Genomic DNA, 16229 nt, shown 5'->3' with positions numbered 1-16229 from the left:
CGGGGGAGCGGCGGCCGCGGTGCGGGGTGAGCATGTCGTCGTCGTGGGTGCGGTAGTCGATGCGGATGTCGCGTTCGGTGATCGGGTGCCGGCGCACCGGCAGCAGTTCGAGGTAGTCGGCGCCGGTCAGCGGCACGCGGACGTAGCCGCACGAGGCCGGCAGCACCGCGAGTCCGCCCCGGTGTGCGCCCCCCGGACGGCCCGCTGATAGCCTCCGACCTGCCCGGTCCTGCCCCGCGCTCCACACCGGGCCGGCCTCCGCGCGAGGACCGGCAGCAGCCGGGGAACCGGTCCGGGCAGCACTGGGCACCCGGCCTTACACCTGGCCGCGCCGGAGCCGGGAGGCCCTCCCGTCACCCCGCCGCCGCAGGCGGACCGGATCCCAGGAGGCTCCGTTGGACCACGCGGCGACAGCCCACCAGATGTCCGCAGTCGCCGGCGCGGCGGGCACCACCTCCGGGGGCGCCGCGCTGCTGGCCGTCGCCGGTGTGCTCGCCGGACTTGCGGGGACCGCGGGCGGCATCACCTCCCTGATCTCCTATCCCGCGCTGCTCGCGGTGGGCCTCCCCGCCCTCTCGGCGAACATCGCCAACATCGTCGCGGTGGTCGCCACCTGGCCGGGCGCGGCGCTCGCCTCCCGGCGTGAGCTGGCCGGCCGGGGGGCGTGGCTGCGCCGCTGGGCTCTTGTCGCCGCGTTGGGCGGAGCAGCAGGGTCGGTGCTGCTGCTGACCACCCCGCCGGGCGTCTTCGGCCGTATCGTGCCGTTCCTCGTGGTCGCCGGTTCCCTCACGCTGTTCGCCCAGCCCCGCCTCGCCGCCCGCCACGGGCGGTCGTCCGCCGGACGCCCGTCCCGCCTCCGGCGTGCCGTCATGCCGTTCGGGCTGACCGCGATGTCGCTCTACAGCGGCTACTTCGGCGCCGGAGCCGGGGTGATGATCCTCGCCCTGCTGCTGAGCACCGGCGAACCCCGGCTGCCCACCGCCAACGCGCTCAAGAACATGCTCACCGGCGCCGCGGCGCTCACCTCCGCCGTCGTCTTCACCGCGGTCGGCCCCGTCGACTGGGCGGCGGTCGCGCCGCTCGCCGCCGGCATGTTCGCCGGCGCCACCCTCGGGCCCCGCATCACCCGCCGGGTTCCGGCGGCCCTGCTGCGCTGGCTGGTGGGAGGTCTCGGCCTCGGGCTCGCCGTCCAGCTGTGGGCCACCCCCGGAGGTTGAGGCGGCCACCGTCGTCGGGACCGCCCGCGTGCGCACGGGCCGGACCGGTCCGAGGCCGCCCGAGGGGTGTCCCGACGCCCAGGCGGATCCCGCGAGTTGGACGTCCAGCGCTGCCCTCAGGAGGACCGGGGGAGGACCGGGCGAGGCGGGCCGCGGCGGCGAACGGCATGACGGGCGATGCGGAGGCGGGCCCTCAGGATTCAGCGCCGATGGGATTCTCACGGTGGACGATGAGCGGGTCCCGGGGGGTGTAGGGGAAGTCGGGCAGTTCACGCTCGGGCATGCCGAAGGTACCGGCCAGCACTTCGCGGGAGAACGCGGTGGCGGTGGCGCGGTAGCCGACGTCACCGGGCATGGGCTGGTCGAAGAAGATCAGGAAGTGGAAGCCGTCGTCCCCCAGGACCTCGATGTGGTGCGGATACGCCCGCGGCACGAAGTACACGTCACCGGCCTTGAGTTCGTATTCGGCGACCTGGACGTCCGGGGACAGGACGCGCATCCGCGCGCGGCCCTTGGCGACGTAGCCCATCTCCGCCGTCTTCGGGTGCCAGTGCGGCTCCCGCATTCCGTTCTCCTTGATGGACAGGGAGTACATCGAGATGTCGTCGAGCGCGGCCCAGAACTGCTTGCGGGCCAGGCGGGCGGTGCCGTACGCGTACGACAGGGGGGCATGCTGGCCCTCGACGTCGAACAGGTGCGCGTTGGGGAGTCTCTGAGTGGGATCGACGGACACCGGGCCGCGTCGGGCGAAGACCTCTTCCGCAGGCGGACGGTCGAAGGCCGCGAAGGCGGAACCGGGAAGGCCGTAGGTGTTGCCGAGGACCGGGTTGCTCATCGCCGAGAAACTGTCGCGGAGAGAGAAGTGCTGCGGCCGCTCGTGCCTCAGCGCGAGGACGATCTCCGCCTCGACGTCACCGACGTTCTCGATGTGGTAAACCGCTCCGGACTCGACGTGGTACATCTGCCCTTCACCGACGACGAACGAGGAGAACTCGCCGCCGTTGGCCAGCATGGACACCAGGACCTGACCACTGATCACATAGGATATCTGGTTGGCATCGACGTTCCACTGCGGTTCGCGGATCGCACCCGGTGCCAGGGTGACCCGCTTGATCGACAGCCTGCGCAGTACGGAAAGGCGAGCGGCGTCCACGACCCGGATGCTGCCGAACTCGTTCTGGAACCGGGGTTCTGTCTCTGTGAGGGAGACCCAGAACGGCGAGTTCTCGGACATGGTCCTCCTTGCTGATCCGCGACTGGTGTTCGATCCGAACCTGTCAGGGACCACGAGGGCCCGCCATCGATGCGCAGACATACGGGTGACGCGTCCTCCCGCCGCCGCGGGCGACGCCGGCCGTCGGGAGCCAGGTGCCTCGGCCCGGCTCCCGCGCCCGGTGCGGGGCGGGCCGCGGGACCGGCGCCGTCGCCCCTTCGCGCACCCCGTCGCCCTTCCACGCGACGACCCCGTCGGCGGGCTTTCAGGACGGCGGAGGCCGGCTTCAGTCCAGCAGTACGTCCACCAGCAGAGCCGCGTCGAGTACGACCACCGCCGCCGTCACCAGCGACATGGCAGCCGTGACCGCGCGGTGGTTGACGCGGGCGCCCATCACCGAACGCGACGAGGTCAGGGAGAGCATCGGCACCAGAACCAACGGCAGCCCCACGGCCAGGACGACCTGGCTGACAATCAGCATCGTGACCGGCGGGACGCCGACGGCCAGCAGGATCACGACGGGCAGCACCGTCGCCAGCCGGCGCGCCAGTGCCGGAACCGGCCGGAGCAGGAGGCCGTTCATCACCACCGCACCGGACTGGGTCCCCACAGCCGTGGATGTCACCCCGCTGACGAGCAGGGCGACGAGGAACGCGACCTGGGCGGCGGGACCGATCCGTTCCGCCAGCTCCGAGGCGATGCCGGAGAAGTCCTCACCCACGCTTCCACGTAGCGCGGACGCCCCGACCACCAGCATCATCGCGTTCGTCATCCCGGCGATCAGCATCGCCGTCATGACATCCGTCCGGTGTGAGGCCAGGCGGCGGTGGCCTCGCGCCAGATCGGTGTGCACATGGACGGCGTGCGGCATGATCGTCGCGCCGACGATCCCCGCAGCCAGAACCAGGGCCCCACCGCCCGGCAGCGACGGCGCCAGTCCCGAGGCGAGCTCGATCGGCGCGGGGGGGACGATGAGCAGGCACATCAGGAAAGCACCGCCGATGACGGCGAGGGAGGCCGCGGAGACCCTCCTGAGGAACCGCTCCCCCCAACGGTCCCCCAGGGCCAGGAGGACCGCGCCCGACGCGGCCGCGATCACGCCTCCGAGCGGCAGGGGGACCGCGAAGAGCAGATGAAGCGCGATCGCCGCACCAACGACCTCCGCGAGATCGGTCGCGATGGAGACGATCTCGGCCTGGGCCCAGTAGGCCAGCCGCCGGGGCGGGGAGTACCGCCCGGCTATGAGCTGCGGGAGGCTGCGCCCGGTGGTCGCCCCCAGCTTCGCGGCCAGGTACTGCACAGGGCCGGCGATCACAGTCGCGAGCACCACGACCCACAGCAGCTTCGTGCCGTAGCGGGCTCCGGCCGTCATGTTGGTCACGACGTTGCCGGGGTCCACGTAGGCGATCGCGGCGACGAATGCCGGCCCGCAGCGTTTGAAGCGGACAGCGCGGGTTCGGCGGAGCCGTAGGTCGGGTGTGGGGGAAAGCGTGGTCACGGCTGCTCCCTGGGGCGTGAGAAGACCAGCGGTCCCGGCAGTCCCGGCTCGGTCGCCGGCGCGTGCTGCCGATCCCAGGAAGGCCCGGCGGGAGCCCCCCGGAGCGGTCGGGGAGCCGGCCGGGACAGAGGGCGGCCTGCATCTGCTCGGCGTTCCTCTGCGAGCCCGTACCGGGCAGGCTGCCACGCCCGTGTCGGCCCGGACAGCCGGGTGCGGCGTGCGGGTGAGCTGCGACGGGCCGGACCGGGCGCCGTCGCGATCTCGGTCCGTGCCGACGGACACGCCGGGCTCCGCCCGCCGGGGTCGGCACGGTCCGTCCGAGCCCCCGCCCGGGCACGGTGCGCTGGGCGGATGACGTGTGGGTGGCGGGTCGCGCGGATGCGGGTGAAGAGCACCGCGAGTCGTAGCGCAACCACCGGATCCGGCTCGGCGGCAGGCGCCCTGTCCGACGATACGGCCCGCCGGCTGCTCTCGTTCATCCATGCCTGCGCTCCAGATCGGCCACGCGCGGGACGCGAAATCTGCGCCGTGAAAGCGCGTCGGGCTGTCGCCGACGGCCCGGCGCCCAGCTGTGAAGAAGGCGGCCCTGGCCGCATCCCCGGGTGCCGGCGGTGATCCGCGCGGACATGGCCTGTAGTACTCGGGCAGCGAGAACTCCTCCCCTTGCGGGGACACCGGAGCAGGGCCTTCACGTGCGTGACGCATGGGCCTGGTGCCGTTCACAGCGCGGACTCCTTCATGACCCGGTCCAGGGTTCGCCGGCCTCGCGCGGTGACCTCGGGGTGGTCGTTGTTCGGACCCCAGGCCAGGCAGTTGACCGCGTCCAGCACGGCCAGGCAGCGCAGCGCGTGCCGCTCGGCAGCGGTCAGCTCCCGCCCGTACGACCGGAGGAACGCCGTCTCGCGGTCGGGGTGGTCGAGCCACTCGGTGACCGTGAGGATGACGAGGTCCTGCACACGGGCGGCAGGCCGGGTGCGTTCGAAGTCGACGAGCGCGAGCCCGGCCGGGGACCACAGCCAGTTCCGCGGCTGATTGTCGCCATGGATGTAGCCGACGGGTACGGGGCCTACGCGGCGGAGCCGGGCGGCGTGGTCGCGGATCACCTGCCGCTCGCCCTCGGTGAGCCGATCTCCGGCGCGGGCCAGGTACTTCTCCGTCCCGTCGGCCGCGGCTCCCAGGGATGCCTGGGCCTCACCCTCGTCGTCGCGGTCGAGTCCGCCGGCTTCGTGGAGGCGGGCGCACAGGTCACCGGCCTGCCAGTGCACGGCCCGCCACTCGCCGGCGGCCAGGCTCAGCCCCGCCGCCGGGACGCCGGGCACAGCGGTGAGAAGCACAGCCAGGTCCTCCGCGCGGCTGTCGACCAGGTGGGGCGCGCGGCCGTGGCCGAGCGCGGGGACGACGTGGCGGTAGCCCGGGTCTCGCGGGTGAAGAACTTCACGGAGGGTGAGACCTTCACGTACCAGCAGGCCCCGTCGCCGCCGTCCAGCTCCCACACCCGGGAGTGGTACCAGTCGTGCGAGGCGTCGCGGACGGCTGTGACGCGTCCGATGTGCCGCTCCGCCCAGCGTCGAACCGACTCGGGCAGGGTCTTCGTCTGCCTGGCGCCGCGTACCTCGCATTCGGCTACGCGGCCGGGCTCTGGGCCAGTGCGGTCGTCGGCGGGGATCGGGGAAGGGGGCACAGGCTTCTCCTCGGCGTCGCCGTCGTCCCGCCGCCGCGTGGCGGCGAGACGAGGGGCGGGGCGCAAGTGGTCAGCGGTCCTGCGAGAGTTGAAGGAGTTCGGCGAACGTGCCGCCGGCGTGGACGAGGTCGTCGTACCGGCCCTGTTCGGTGATGCGGCCGTGCTCCATCACGATGATGTGGTCGGCGATCTTGGTGTTCTCCAGGCGGTGGGTGACCACGATGGTGATGCGGTCGGCGGCGATGGCCTTGATCTGCTCGAAGATCTGGTGCTCACCGCGAGGGTCCATCTGAGAGGTCGGCTCGTCCAGGATCAGCAGCCCGGGGCGCCGGTACAGGGCCCGGGAGCACGCGATGCGCTGCCACTGACCGCCGGACAGCTCCGAGCCACCGAAGACCTCGCGGGACAGCAGGGTGTCCAGGCCCGCGGGGAGGTCGTCGACGGCCTCGCGCAGACCGACTGCGTCGATCGCCTCCCAAACGGGGACGTCGTGGTGGGTGCGGGGCTGGCCGAGGGTGACGTTCTCCCGGACCGGCATCGGCCACTGGGCGAAGATCTGCGGCACCAGGCCGGTCCGCGCCCACACGCCGGCGGGATCCATCTCCGCCAGGTCGGCGCCGTTCCAGGTGACCTTGCCCTTGTCCGCCAGGTAGATGCCAGTGAGCAGGCGGGTGAGCGTGGACTTCCCCGAGCCGTTCGCGCCGACGATCGCGAGGATCTGACCGCGCTCCAAGGTAAGGGAGACGCCGTCGACGGCGGGCTTGTCCTTACCCGGGTACTGGTAGACGACCTCCTCGAGCCGGATCTGCTCGATTGCGTCGCCCGGCCTGCCCGAGCCGCGCTTGGGGGTGCGGCTGGCCGCGTCGTCGAGGAAGGCCTGCATGTCGCTCAGGTAGAGGCTGGTGTGGAAGACCGCGGCGCCGTTGATGACGACCTGGGAGAGCGCGGCGAGCGTGGTCTGGACGGCGATGACGGCCGTGGCCGCGACCGCGAGTTCGATCCGGCCCGACACCGCCAGCCACGCCAGGGCTCCCCAGGTCGCCACGAGAAACACCCCGCCGACCACCGCGGAGAGCACCGCGATCCGCAGGGTCCGCGGGGCTGCGGCCAGGGTGCGCCGGTCGCAACGGTCGGACAGGGCCCGGTACCAGTGGACGAGGTAGTCGATCATGGAGTTGGCGCGGACCTCGTCGCCGTACTTCGGCGTGGTCGCCCACCAGCGCATCATCCCGCGCACGTTGCGGTCGGCGATGTTGGCGTAGTGGATCTCGTAGTCGACCCGGGCGGTCAGGACGGCACCGACGCCTGCCGGCAGCACGGCGAGCATGAGGAGCGGCAGCAACAGCGGGTTCAGCACCGACAGCACCCCGCCGGCGGTGACCATCCGGATCAGCGCGGACAGAAACCGCTGGGCGTCGGTGACCATCACCTGTGTGCGGAGCACCCCCATCTCAGCCGCCTCGTGCCGGTCGGAGAACCCCTCCTCCGCGTACGCCGACGCCTCCACCCGGCACACCGCCTCGACCAGAGCGCTGTCCGTCTCCGTCGTCAGCCGAGGAGTGATCCTCCGCTCCGCGTACGCGGCCACCGCCGCCGCGCCGCGGCCCAGTGCGGCGGCGAGCGCGACAACCGCCAGCGCTGGCACCGCTCCGTGCAGCCGGTCGCCGGCCGATCCATCGCCCAGGACGGGCCTCATGGCGCGAGCCGTGGCGGCCAGCAGCACGGCGGCCGATACACCCGTCACCATCTGGCAGCTCAGCATCAGTTGCACAGCGCGTCGGTCGGTCCGCCACGACAAGCGCGCGATCCGGCCCAGCACCGCCGGGATCTGCCGGCACATCCGCCGAAAGGAGACCTCGGCGAGCGGATTGACGGAGTACTGCCCGCTGAAGGTGATCTCCGCCGGCGCTGGTGCAGGAGGCGCGGTGGCCTGCTGTGCGTGCGTGGCGTCCGAGGTCAACGTGGGTCCCCCTTGACGGTCGTCCAGCGTGGTCGTGAGGCTCAACGACCCGGCCGGTGTGTCGAACACATGCGTTTCGGTCGGTCCGGAATCCCGAGATGGAGCGGGCGGTGGCGCGTGGAGGATGCGCGGACCCAATCGCCGCAACAGGTGTGCGAACGTGGGTGGTTGGCCGAATCGCCGACGGTGGTGCTCGCGGGCCCGGATTGGGCGCGTTGCCCTGCGCCGGCTCGCGCCGGACTTCCATGGCCGGCGGCTCTGCATCCCAAACGCGCGCACTGCTGGACGAACCAGTGCTCTGACCACATGGGTTCGCCGGGTCGGTAGGCCGCGGTGGGGCCGCTGCAAGCGGTGCAACCTGGCTGCGTGACACAGCGATTGAGCACGGGGTGCTGATGTGCGGTCTTCCGGGAGCGGGCAAGACCACCTATGCGATGGAGCTGGTGCGACGTGGTTCCGCTCGGCTGTCGACTGATGAGGTGGTCCGGTGACGACTCGGGCAGCGTGACGCCGGCCTGGCGCTGGGGGCTGAGGCGTTTGACAAGCTCAAGGAAGATGTCCGCCGCCAGCAGCGGCAGGAACGGGTCGAACTGATGCTGGTCGGGCGCGACGCGGTGGTGGACTACAGCTTCTGGAGTCGCGCCGCCCGTGACGACTACAAGGCGCTGATTCTCCTCCAGCAGCGCGGCGAACACCGCCGCGCAGTTCGGCGACCGGTACACCACATCCGGGGCCTGCGGCGGCGAGTTGTTGGGGATGTAGGCGTCGCCGTTGGGAGCAACCGCCGGCCACTCTTCGACGTCCTGTACGAGCAGATCGTCACCGTTCGCCTGCTGCGCACCTGCGCAGTTGCGCGTACTCCCCTCCGGGTTCCCTTGTCATTGCTGCGTGCGACGACAAATGTGCAGTGAGAGCCGCGGGCGCGACGGTGCGCCGAATGTCTGATGTCCCACTACCGGGCCCGCGCTGTGCCGGGCCGTCGGAGGCACTTGTACATGTCATCACGCATACGACGTCGGCCAGTTCGTGTATCAGGGAGGGTGGGTCTGTCCGCCCTGCTCGCTGTCACAGCGGCCCTGGGCGTCACCGGCTTGGCGAATCCCGCACAGGCAGCCGAGTCGGCGGTACCGAGCGCGGACGCCGCGCCGGCCACCGAGACTCCCGCCCTGGTGGACGGAGTGGCCGACGCGGCGGACGCGTCCGTACCGGCCGCGACCGCAGCCCGGGCCCATCTGGCAGCGCACCAGGACCGCTACCGGATTCCCGCACCCGACCGGGACCTGGTCACCGACACCGTCACCACGGACGCCGACGGTTCGGAGACGGTGCGCCTGGACCAGAAGTACCGCGGAGTGCCCGTCCTGGGCGCCCAGTACGTGGTGCGCATGACGCACCGGAACGACAAGCGGACCGTCACCGGCACGTCCGGCTCGTACTTCACCGCCCTTGAGGTCGACACCGACAAGGCGACCCTGCCGGTCGGCACCGCCGTGGACCGTGCGGTGCAGCAGGTGCAGGCCGAGCTCGCCAAGGGCGGATACCGCCCCGCCCACGCCCGGAGCGGGGCGGACACCCTGTCCGGCACCGACCGCGGGCTGACCATCCTGCCCACCGGCAAGGGCGTCCTGACCCGTCATGTCACGGTGCGCGGCTCCGACCCGGCCACCGGGGCGCCGGTGGTGCAGGAGGTCTACGTCGACGCCGCCACCGGCCTCGTGCTCTTTGAAGCGGGCGGCCTGCGGACCGTCACCGCGCCACTGCAGGCCGCCGGCTCCCAGGGCGGCGAGGCCGGCAAACCGGGCGAGTCGAGTGGGCCCGGCGCGACCGGACCCGGGGCGGGGTCGGCGGGTGTCACCGGCAGCGGCACTCTGCTCAACGGCACCACCGTGCCGCTGTTGATGACCAAGGACGACACCACCGGCCAGTACCTGCTGCGTGACACCGCGCACATGGCGGACACCAAGCAGCGGAACGTCATCCAGACCTGGGACGCCTCCAGCCTCTGGATGGAGGATGTCTCCGGCGCATGGCCGGACGGCATCGTGCCGTTCACCTCGCCCACCCCGCAGGCCGGTCCGGAGCTGACCGCGTCCGGTGCGGTCGACGCCCACTGGGCGGCCGGGAAGGTGTACGAGTACTACCGCGACACCTTCAAGCGCAACAGCCTCGACGGCCGGGGCATGGCGATCAACTCCTTGGTCGGTGTGACCGACTACGGCAACCCGTTCGTCAACGCGTTCTGGGACGGCACCAAGATGGTGTACGGCACCGGCGACGACGAGTACCGCTCGCTCGCCTCCGACCTCGACGTGGTGGGCCACGAGATGACCCACGGCGTGGTCGAGAACACCGCGAACTTCGTCTACGCGGGCCAGTCCGGCGCCCTGAACGAGGCTGTCGCCGACTACTTCGGCAACGCCATCGACGTCAGCGTCAACCACACCCCGATGAGCGACCCCGACGCGGGCCTGATCGGCGGCGACCTGTGTCGGACCCGGACACCCAGGCAGTGCGCGTTCCGCGACCTCAACGACGGTGCCACCACCCAGAAGAACTTCATCGGCGTGCCGCTCGGCTCGGGGTACCCCAACGACAACGGTGGCGTGCACCTCAACGCCACCATCTTCGGTGGCGCGCTGTGGGACATCCGCGAGAGCCTCGGCGCCACACTGGCCGACCGCATTGTCTACCGGGCGCTGACCTCCTACCTCACCCCGCTCGACGGCTTCGACGAGGGCCGGGACGCGGTCATCGCCGCAGCCAGGTCGCTCGGAGTGAAGGGCAGTCAGCTGACGGCGGTGACCGACGCCTTCGCAGCCCACGGCATCGTGCCGGGCTGGGAGAAGAGCCTGGGTCTGGACAGCGACGTGCTGGCCGGCAGGCTCGGCACTCTGACGTCGTACGTCGGCACCGGCAACAGCCCCAGCGCGAGCAACGGCTGGTGGGCGGTTCCCGAGTCCAGCCCCGACAGCGCCGCCCCGTACGCCGTCTGGGTCGGCCGCACCGACGGCAAGGGCAAAGCCCGGCAGATCTCCCCGAACGACGGCCGGTCCCACCTCAGCCCGGTCACCGACGGCAAGCGCGTGGTCTGGATCGCCGTCGGCGACATCTCCGGCGGCGACCCCAATGCCCACACCTACGCCATCATGTCCGCGCCCGTCACCGGAGGTGCGCCCACGACGCTGTACAGCACCACCGCCCAGATCAGCGGCCTGAGCGTCGACGGTGACACCGTGGCGTGGTCCAACCAGAGCGACACCGGGCTGCAGCAGGTCTTCTACCAGAAGGGCAGCGACACCACCCCGCAGCAGGTCCCGCTCAGCCGGGCCTACGACCAGGCGACCAAGCCGGCCGTGAAGGGCGGACACATCGCCTACATCCACGACGGCCTGTTCGACGGTGCCTACGGTGCCCTCATCGAGGTCTACGACACCACGACCGGCAAGACCACGCCGCTGGGCGCGCCCTCGCAGCCGGAGTGGATCAGCGCCCCGGTCGCCACCGCATCCGGGGTGTACTGGCTCATCGACACCGACTACACCGACGACGACCTGACCACCCTGCGCCGGGCGGACTTCGACGGCTCCGATGTCACCGACCTGATCCCGGAGAAGAGCGCGAACCCGGTCCGTGCCTATGGCCTCGCCGCCTCGGACACCGCCGTCACCCTGACCGTGTACCCCTCGTACTACCAGACGTACGACAACCTCAACGACTCCCTGCCGAAGCTCCAGCAGTTCACCCCGACGGGTGCCCCGCTCGGCCGCGTCTCCTGCAGTCGCGGCCAGCAGGCGAACCCCGCAGCCGACACCGGCAGCCGTGTGCTCTGGATCGACAACACCACCACGGACGCCGACCTGGTGACCCGAGACCACCCCGCAGGCGAGTGCGCCTGAGCACCTCCCGCCCGACCACGTCCTGACGGGGTCCGGCCCGGCATTCGCCGGCCGGGCCCCGTCGGCGTGCGCCCGCCGACTGCGGACCCGCCCACCCCGGACCCGGCCGACCACCAGGTGCAGCTTGGTGGTCAGCCCGCCGCTCGGCTCCCACGGTGGCCGCCCGCCCCGTTTCGACAGGGAGGACTACAAGCAGCGGCACGCAGTCGAGTGCGGGATCAATTGCCTCAAGCGCCACCGCGCGGTCGCCACGGCGTGCCGGGCCAGGCAGGAGTAGAACTCGCCCCGGAAGCGTGACAGTTCAGCGATCCCGTCCTGAGACGCCCTCGTGCAGCAAACTCATCCCCGCGGCCTTCGTCCTGGTCGCGTGCATTCCTTGGTCGGAGCACAGGATCAGGCGAAGGCCTCCTTGCTGTACGGCGGATGCCGACACGAGTGATCACGTACGACGCCGCGTTCGAGGCCACACGTTAAAGATCAAGCTAATGGGAGGTGTGTTCCGCCCTCCCGACGGGCGGCAGGCCCCCCGGTGGTCTTGACGTCACCGGCCCGGGCGCGTTCTACCGCGTCCCGCAGCGGACCGTTCATGATTGTCCGGTCGCCGACTCCAGCAGAGGCCAGCCATCGATCTCAACCACACGCTCCTCATCGGGCTTCCAGCCACGGGTCAACGCCGCGTCGAGGAGGGTTCGGACGGCCCCGGGCTCGTGCAGGTTCAAAGTGTTGCCGCGGACGTAACCGACGTCGCCAGAACCGAAAGGCGCACCCCCCGGGGGGAATCTGCCCGGGCCCGCGTTGAAGACGATGCGCAGTTGCGCGCCAGTGCCGGCCGGCTGCGGGTACAAAGTCAGGGTCTGGCGACAGGACCGCCCGTGATCCAGCACGCGGTGGCTGTGTCGAAGCGACCACAGGTACTCCCGCCCCTCAGCGACCAGGAGGCGCGGCTTGTTCGGATGGCGTGGCATGCAGCCCACGGTAGAGGGCAGGGCTGTTGCCCCACGCCGTATTGACTCAGCTCGCCAGAGCGGCCGGAAGAGCAACATCCTGGACCGGGCCCGAGGGGGCAGGTGCCAACCGAGTCCCCCGGCCGATCGCGCCGTCACGCACTGGCTTGCACCCGTGTCAGCAAAGGCCTTCCTGGGCGGTGCGTCATGCAGCCGCCCAAGATGCTGGCCTGCTACAACGAATGCACTGCGCGGACGCACGCGCGTGCCACGCCCAGAAACCGGTCGTGCTGAGAGGGTTCCGTTTGTCCAGGGAAGAGATTCGCACCAGCGATGCGCCTGCACCGGGGGGCGCGTATTCGCAGGCCATCGTCGCCAATGGCTTCCTCTACACCGCGGGAACGGGACCTCACGACCCCACCACCGGTGAGGTCGTCGGAGATACCGTCACCGAGCAGACGCAGCAGGTGCTGCGGAATCTCAGAGCGCTCCTGGCGGCCCGGGGACTCGACTTCTCCGACGTCATCAAAGTCACGACTCACCTGGCCCACTTGAGCCGTGACTACGAAGCGTACAACGCCGTCTACGAACAGATGTTTCCCCAGCCCTATCCCGTGCGGACGACCGTCGGGTCCACGTTGGACCGCAAACTCGTCGAGATCGACATGGTGGCCGTTCTCCGGCACGTGTAGGACCGCACCTTTGACTGCGGCGCTCGCTGGGCCTCGGCCGTACATCGGTGTGCCGCACTCCTGGCAGCCGGGAACGTCACCCTGAAGGACAGCCCTTCCGGGAACTCTCGCACTCGCCCGATCAGCACAGTTGCCACGGGCAGGTCGCTCAGCAGGTAGGCCAGGCGGGGGATGTCGTATCCGGCGTCGGTGACGACCAGGACGTCGGGGTCGCCGGCCCGCCACTGCCCTGCGGCGATCAGGCGCTGGAGCAGTTCGCGAAGCCGCATTGCGGTGACGGCGGCGCCGTCGTCGCCCGGTTCCAGGCGGCGGGCGTCCAGCGGGACGGTCCAGGAGCCGCGGCCGGGCTCGAGCGCGCAGATCACCGAGTAGGGCCAGCCCGGGACCGGGATGTGCTGGTCCTTGCCGCGGCCGTGGGTGTGGCACATGATCCGCTGCGGCGAGGTGTGGGCGTCCGGCCGCAGCCAGCAGGTGACGTCGACGGCCAGCACCAGCCTCCCGTCGGCCGCCCGCGGCAGCGGAACCGCGGCCAGAGCCCGGCGGACCGCGTCTGCGTCTACGCGGCCCCGGGCCAGGGCTGCACAGAGCCCTCCATGGCTACGGCGGTGCTCGCCCACCAGGGACAGTTCGACCAGTGACCTGACCGGTCCGTCCGCACACAGCACGGCGTCGGCCAGTTCGAACAGTGCGTCCCCGCGCCGCGTCAGGCAGGAGTAGAACTCGCCCCGGAAGCGTGACAGTTCAGCGAACCCGTCCTGAGACGCCCTCGTGCAGCAAACTCATCCCCACGGCCTTCGCCCTGGTCGCGTGCATTCCTTGGTCGGAGCACAGGATCAGGCGAAGGCCTCCTTGCTGTACGGCGGATACCGATACGAGTGATCACGTACGAGGCCGCGTTCGAGGCCACACGTTAAAGATCAAGCTGGTTGCGCGTGCCGGCCGGTGGGCCGACGACGGTGCTGAGCTGGAGTTTGGTCTCGTCCTCGCTGCCCGGCGCGGCGGTCATGACGACGATCTTGAGATCGGTGTCGCCGTCGGTCAGGACATCGCAGTCCACCGTGACCGGGCCCACCGACGGGTGGTCGACCGTCTTGCGGACCTCGCGGTTCGTGGTCACCTTTCCCGTCGCCCACAGCTCGGCGAACCTCTCGTTGCCCGCGTTCAGGTCGCGGACCAGCGCGGCCAGGCGACTGTCCCGGGGGAAGCGGCCGGTGGCGCGGCGCAGGTCGCAGACGAGGGAGGCGTCGGTGGTGTCGGGGTCCGTATCGGTGACAGGCCACAGCACGAGGAGGGGTGTGATCGGCGCCCACCGGGAACCTGTCGCGGGCGAAGTTGCGCATCCGCGGCGGCGAGGCCAAGGGGTCGCCCAGCAGGGCGGCCCACCCGTGGTTCCACCACACCAGTTGCCAGTCCGCCGCGAACACGGCAACCGGTGCGTCTCCGAGGCGGACGAGCATCCGTTGCATACCGGGCGGGAGATGGTCGCAGATCATGCCGTCCGCCGGCGGCACGATCCGGGCCAGCCGGTAGAGGTGGTCCCGCTCGGCGGTGGACAGCTGGAGGGCGCGCGCCAGGGACGCCACCACCGACGCCGAGGGTGTCGTGGCCCGCCCCTGCTCCAGGCGCACGACGTAGTCGACCGACACTCCGGCCAGGTCAGCCAGTTCCTCGCGCCGCAGCCCGACAGCCCGGCGCCCGCGGGCGACCGGCAGCCCGGCGGCCGACGGGGGAAGCCGGTTGCGCCACGTGCGGATCGCCGCGCCCAGTCCGGCTCCGGGGGGTGTCGTCGTCATGCTCTTCATCCTCCTGCATCCCCGATCGCATGCGGGGGCGCGAGGGTGGTACTGGTCTTCCCACCGTCGAAGCGTCCCTGGTTCGGCTCCCTCGTCCAGGCAACCATCGAAGGCATGACGATCACTTTCATCACCGGAGCCAACAAGGGCATCGGCCGCGAGACCGCCCGGCGCCTTATCGCGTGCGGTCACACCGTTCTCCTGGGAGCCCGCGACCGTGAGCGGGGTGAGGAGGCAGCCGCCGCTCTGGGCGCACGCTTCGTCCCCGTCGACGTGACCGACGACGCGTCCGTGGCCGCGGACGTCGCCGAGCACGAGGGCAGGATCGACGTCCTGATCAACAACGCGGGGGTCCAGGGTCCCTTCGGTGATCCCGGCGTCCTCACCGCCGCGGACGCCCGCGCCGTCCTCGACGTCAACGTCATCGGCGTCGTCCGCACCACCACCGCGTTCCTCCCGCTGCTGCGCCGCTCGGACGACCCCGTGATCATCAACGTCAGCAGCGGCATGGGCTCCCTCGCCTTCACCCACGACCCCGGCCGGTCCGAGTCGCACGTCGTCGCGCCGCTGTACGCCTCCTCGAAGGCGGCGCTGACGATGTTGACCACGCAGTACGCCAAGGGGCTCAAGGGCATTCGCGTCAACGCCGCCGACCCCGGCTACACCGCGACCGACATAAAGCGGCACCGCGCGGCACCGCGCGGTGCCGCGCTCGCGCCGTCCACGGCCCTACCGTCCCGGACGGCGCCGCCACCGCCGGCCCACAGCTCGTCCGACTCCTCCACGACCTGGAAACCGCGGAACAGCCGACCTGGGGCTGGCCCCTGTCCGGCGGGGAGGCACAGTGAGCCATTTCCAACCTCGTGGTGAGGGTGGCTGGTTGGTCACGGAGGTCTGTACAGCGCAGTGAAGCTCCTGGTAGACGGGTTCACGACCAAGATCACCCGTTGTCTTCCAGGAGCTTCCGTGCTTGTCTACCCGTCCGGGATCGACCTGTCCAGTTCGACCCTGCGGTTCCTCGCCCGTCACCTGCGTCAGCGCCGCCATGAGATCGGTAGCCGGTGGCGACGCCTGTCAGCGGGACGCCAGGCACTCCTCACCCTCGCGCACCTGCGATGCGGCGACACCTACGGCCGGCTCGCCGCGGCGTTCAACGTCGGCATCGCCACCGTCTACCGCTACATCCGCGAAGCCGTCGAAGTCCTGGCCGCCCTCGCCCCAACGCTTGAAAAAGCCGTCGGCACCGCGGCGACGAAAGCGTTCGTGATCCTGGACGGCACCCTGCTGCCGATCGACCGCATCGCCGCCGACCGTCCCTTCTGTTGAGTCGGCACG

13 protein-coding genes and 3 pseudogenes are annotated in these 16229 nt (G+C 70.9%); 7 read left to right on the top strand and 9 right to left on the bottom strand.

The annotated features are described in order from the left end of the window. Nucleotides 1–422: 422 nt before the first annotated feature. Complete coding sequence (locus AOK09_RS08115; RefSeq protein WP_055586440.1) at nucleotides 423–1217, top strand: sulfite exporter TauE/SafE family protein; 795 nt, start codon at nucleotides 423–425, stop codon at nucleotides 1215–1217. Nucleotides 1218–1410: 193 nt separating this feature from the next. Here the strand turns inward: AOK09_RS08115 and AOK09_RS08110 are convergent, their stop codons facing one another. From AOK09_RS08110 to AOK09_RS08095, 5 genes are all read right to left on the bottom strand, one after another. Beyond that, nucleotides 1411–2451 carry a cupin domain-containing protein gene (locus AOK09_RS08110; RefSeq protein WP_055586439.1) on the bottom strand — a complete coding sequence of 347 codons (1041 nt, stop codon included), beginning with the start codon at nucleotides 2449–2451 and terminating at the stop codon, nucleotides 1411–1413. Between the two features lie 265 nt (nucleotides 2452–2716). Beyond that, nucleotides 2717–3928 carry an Nramp family divalent metal transporter gene (locus tag AOK09_RS40760; protein WP_055586438.1) on the bottom strand — a complete coding sequence of 404 codons (1212 nt, stop codon included), beginning with the start codon at nucleotides 3926–3928 and terminating at the stop codon, nucleotides 2717–2719. Between the two features lie 719 nt (nucleotides 3929–4647). Further along, a complete protein-coding gene (locus AOK09_RS08100) occupies nucleotides 4648–5262 on the bottom strand; it encodes a phosphotransferase (RefSeq protein WP_245687177.1) in 615 nt (204 codons plus the stop codon). Continuing rightward, on the bottom strand, nucleotides 5220–5609 hold the full coding sequence (locus AOK09_RS41850; protein ID WP_245687176.1) for a hypothetical protein: 390 nt from the start codon (nucleotides 5607–5609) through the stop codon (nucleotides 5220–5222). The genes AOK09_RS08100 and AOK09_RS41850 overlap by 43 nt, the downstream gene beginning before the upstream one ends. A 70-nt stretch (nucleotides 5610–5679) precedes the next feature. Next, nucleotides 5680–7569 carry an ATP-binding cassette domain-containing protein gene (locus AOK09_RS08095; RefSeq protein ID WP_055586437.1) on the bottom strand — a complete coding sequence of 630 codons (1890 nt, stop codon included), beginning with the start codon at nucleotides 7567–7569 and terminating at the stop codon, nucleotides 5680–5682. A 395-nt stretch (nucleotides 7570–7964) separates the two neighbouring features. Between AOK09_RS08095 and AOK09_RS43615 the strand changes: the two genes are divergently transcribed. The 3 genes from AOK09_RS43615 to AOK09_RS43105 all read left to right on the top strand — a co-directional run bounded on the left by AOK09_RS43615 (nucleotide 7965) and on the right by AOK09_RS43105 (nucleotide 11465). After that, nucleotides 7965–8060: an AAA family ATPase gene (locus AOK09_RS43615; RefSeq protein WP_157875829.1), complete on the top strand. Its 96-nt coding sequence runs from the start codon at nucleotides 7965–7967 to the stop codon at nucleotides 8058–8060. Between the two features lie 102 nt (nucleotides 8061–8162). Further along, nucleotides 8163–8480, top strand: a complete 318-nt coding sequence (locus AOK09_RS08090) for a hypothetical protein (RefSeq protein ID WP_055586436.1) — start codon at nucleotides 8163–8165, stop codon at nucleotides 8478–8480. Between the two features lie 180 nt (nucleotides 8481–8660). Continuing rightward, nucleotides 8661–11465, top strand: a complete 2805-nt coding sequence (locus AOK09_RS43105) for a M4 family metallopeptidase (protein ID WP_265736710.1) — start codon at nucleotides 8661–8663, stop codon at nucleotides 11463–11465. A gap of 584 nt (nucleotides 11466–12049) precedes the next feature. Here AOK09_RS43105 and AOK09_RS08080 read toward each other — a convergent pair. Further along, a complete protein-coding gene (locus AOK09_RS08080) occupies nucleotides 12050–12430 on the bottom strand; it encodes a hypothetical protein (protein WP_055586435.1) in 381 nt (126 codons plus the stop codon). A gap of 221 nt (nucleotides 12431–12651) precedes the next feature. On the opposite strand from AOK09_RS08080, the gene AOK09_RS37460 reads away from it, so the two are divergent. Continuing rightward, nucleotides 12652–13101: a RidA family protein gene (locus AOK09_RS37460; RefSeq protein ID WP_217698401.1), complete on the top strand. Its 450-nt coding sequence runs from the start codon at nucleotides 12652–12654 to the stop codon at nucleotides 13099–13101. Nucleotides 13102–13235: 134 nt separating this feature from the next. On the opposite strand, the pseudogene AOK09_RS08075 reads toward AOK09_RS37460, so the two are convergent. The 3 genes and pseudogenes from AOK09_RS08075 to AOK09_RS43835 form a co-directional block, all read right to left on the bottom strand. After that, nucleotides 13236–13841: pseudogene (locus AOK09_RS08075) on the bottom strand (transposase); the annotation flags it as partial. Between the two features lie 170 nt (nucleotides 13842–14011). Continuing rightward, nucleotides 14012–14386: an MmyB family transcriptional regulator gene (locus AOK09_RS43840; protein ID WP_456153963.1), complete on the bottom strand. Its 375-nt coding sequence runs from the start codon at nucleotides 14384–14386 to the stop codon at nucleotides 14012–14014. A gap of 88 nt (nucleotides 14387–14474) precedes the next feature. Next, nucleotides 14475–14894, bottom strand: a pseudogene (locus AOK09_RS43835) (helix-turn-helix domain-containing protein); the annotation flags it as partial. Nucleotides 14895–15008: 114 nt separating this feature from the next. Between AOK09_RS43835 and AOK09_RS08065 the strand changes: the two are divergent. After that, complete coding sequence (locus AOK09_RS08065; RefSeq protein ID WP_245687175.1) at nucleotides 15009–15764, top strand: SDR family NAD(P)-dependent oxidoreductase; 756 nt, start codon at nucleotides 15009–15011, stop codon at nucleotides 15762–15764. 96 nt (nucleotides 15765–15860) lie between these two features. Further along, nucleotides 15861–16214: pseudogene (locus AOK09_RS08060) on the top strand (helix-turn-helix domain-containing protein); the annotation flags it as partial. Nucleotides 16215–16229 lie beyond the last annotated feature (15 nt).

Origin of the sequence: Peterkaempfera griseoplana, assembly GCF_001418575.1 — a bacterium.
Taxonomy (GTDB): Bacteria; Actinomycetota; Actinomycetes; order Streptomycetales; family Streptomycetaceae; genus Peterkaempfera; species Peterkaempfera griseoplana.
This window is presented reverse-complemented; position numbering and strand designations above follow the sequence as displayed.

What these genes read in the sequence shown, in the direction of transcription:
- AOK09_RS08115 (WP_055586440.1), top strand. Translation starts at nt 423, where the DNA reads ATGTCCGCAGTCGCCGGCGCGGCGGGCACCACCTCCGGGGGCGCCGCG.
- AOK09_RS08110 (WP_055586439.1), bottom strand. Translation starts at nt 2,451, where the DNA reads ATGTCCGAGAACTCGCCGTTCTGGGTCTCCCTCACAGAGACAGAACCC.
- AOK09_RS43615 (WP_157875829.1), top strand. Translation starts at nt 7,965, where the DNA reads ATGTGCGGTCTTCCGGGAGCGGGCAAGACCACCTATGCGATGGAGCTG.
- AOK09_RS08090 (WP_055586436.1), top strand. Translation starts at nt 8,163, where the DNA reads ATGCTGGTCGGGCGCGACGCGGTGGTGGACTACAGCTTCTGGAGTCGC.
- AOK09_RS08080 (WP_055586435.1), bottom strand. Translation starts at nt 12,430, where the DNA reads ATGCCACGCCATCCGAACAAGCCGCGCCTCCTGGTCGCTGAGGGGCGG.
- AOK09_RS37460 (WP_217698401.1), top strand. Translation starts at nt 12,652, where the DNA reads ATGCACTGCGCGGACGCACGCGCGTGCCACGCCCAGAAACCGGTCGTG.
- AOK09_RS08065 (WP_245687175.1), top strand. Translation starts at nt 15,009, where the DNA reads ATGACGATCACTTTCATCACCGGAGCCAACAAGGGCATCGGCCGCGAG.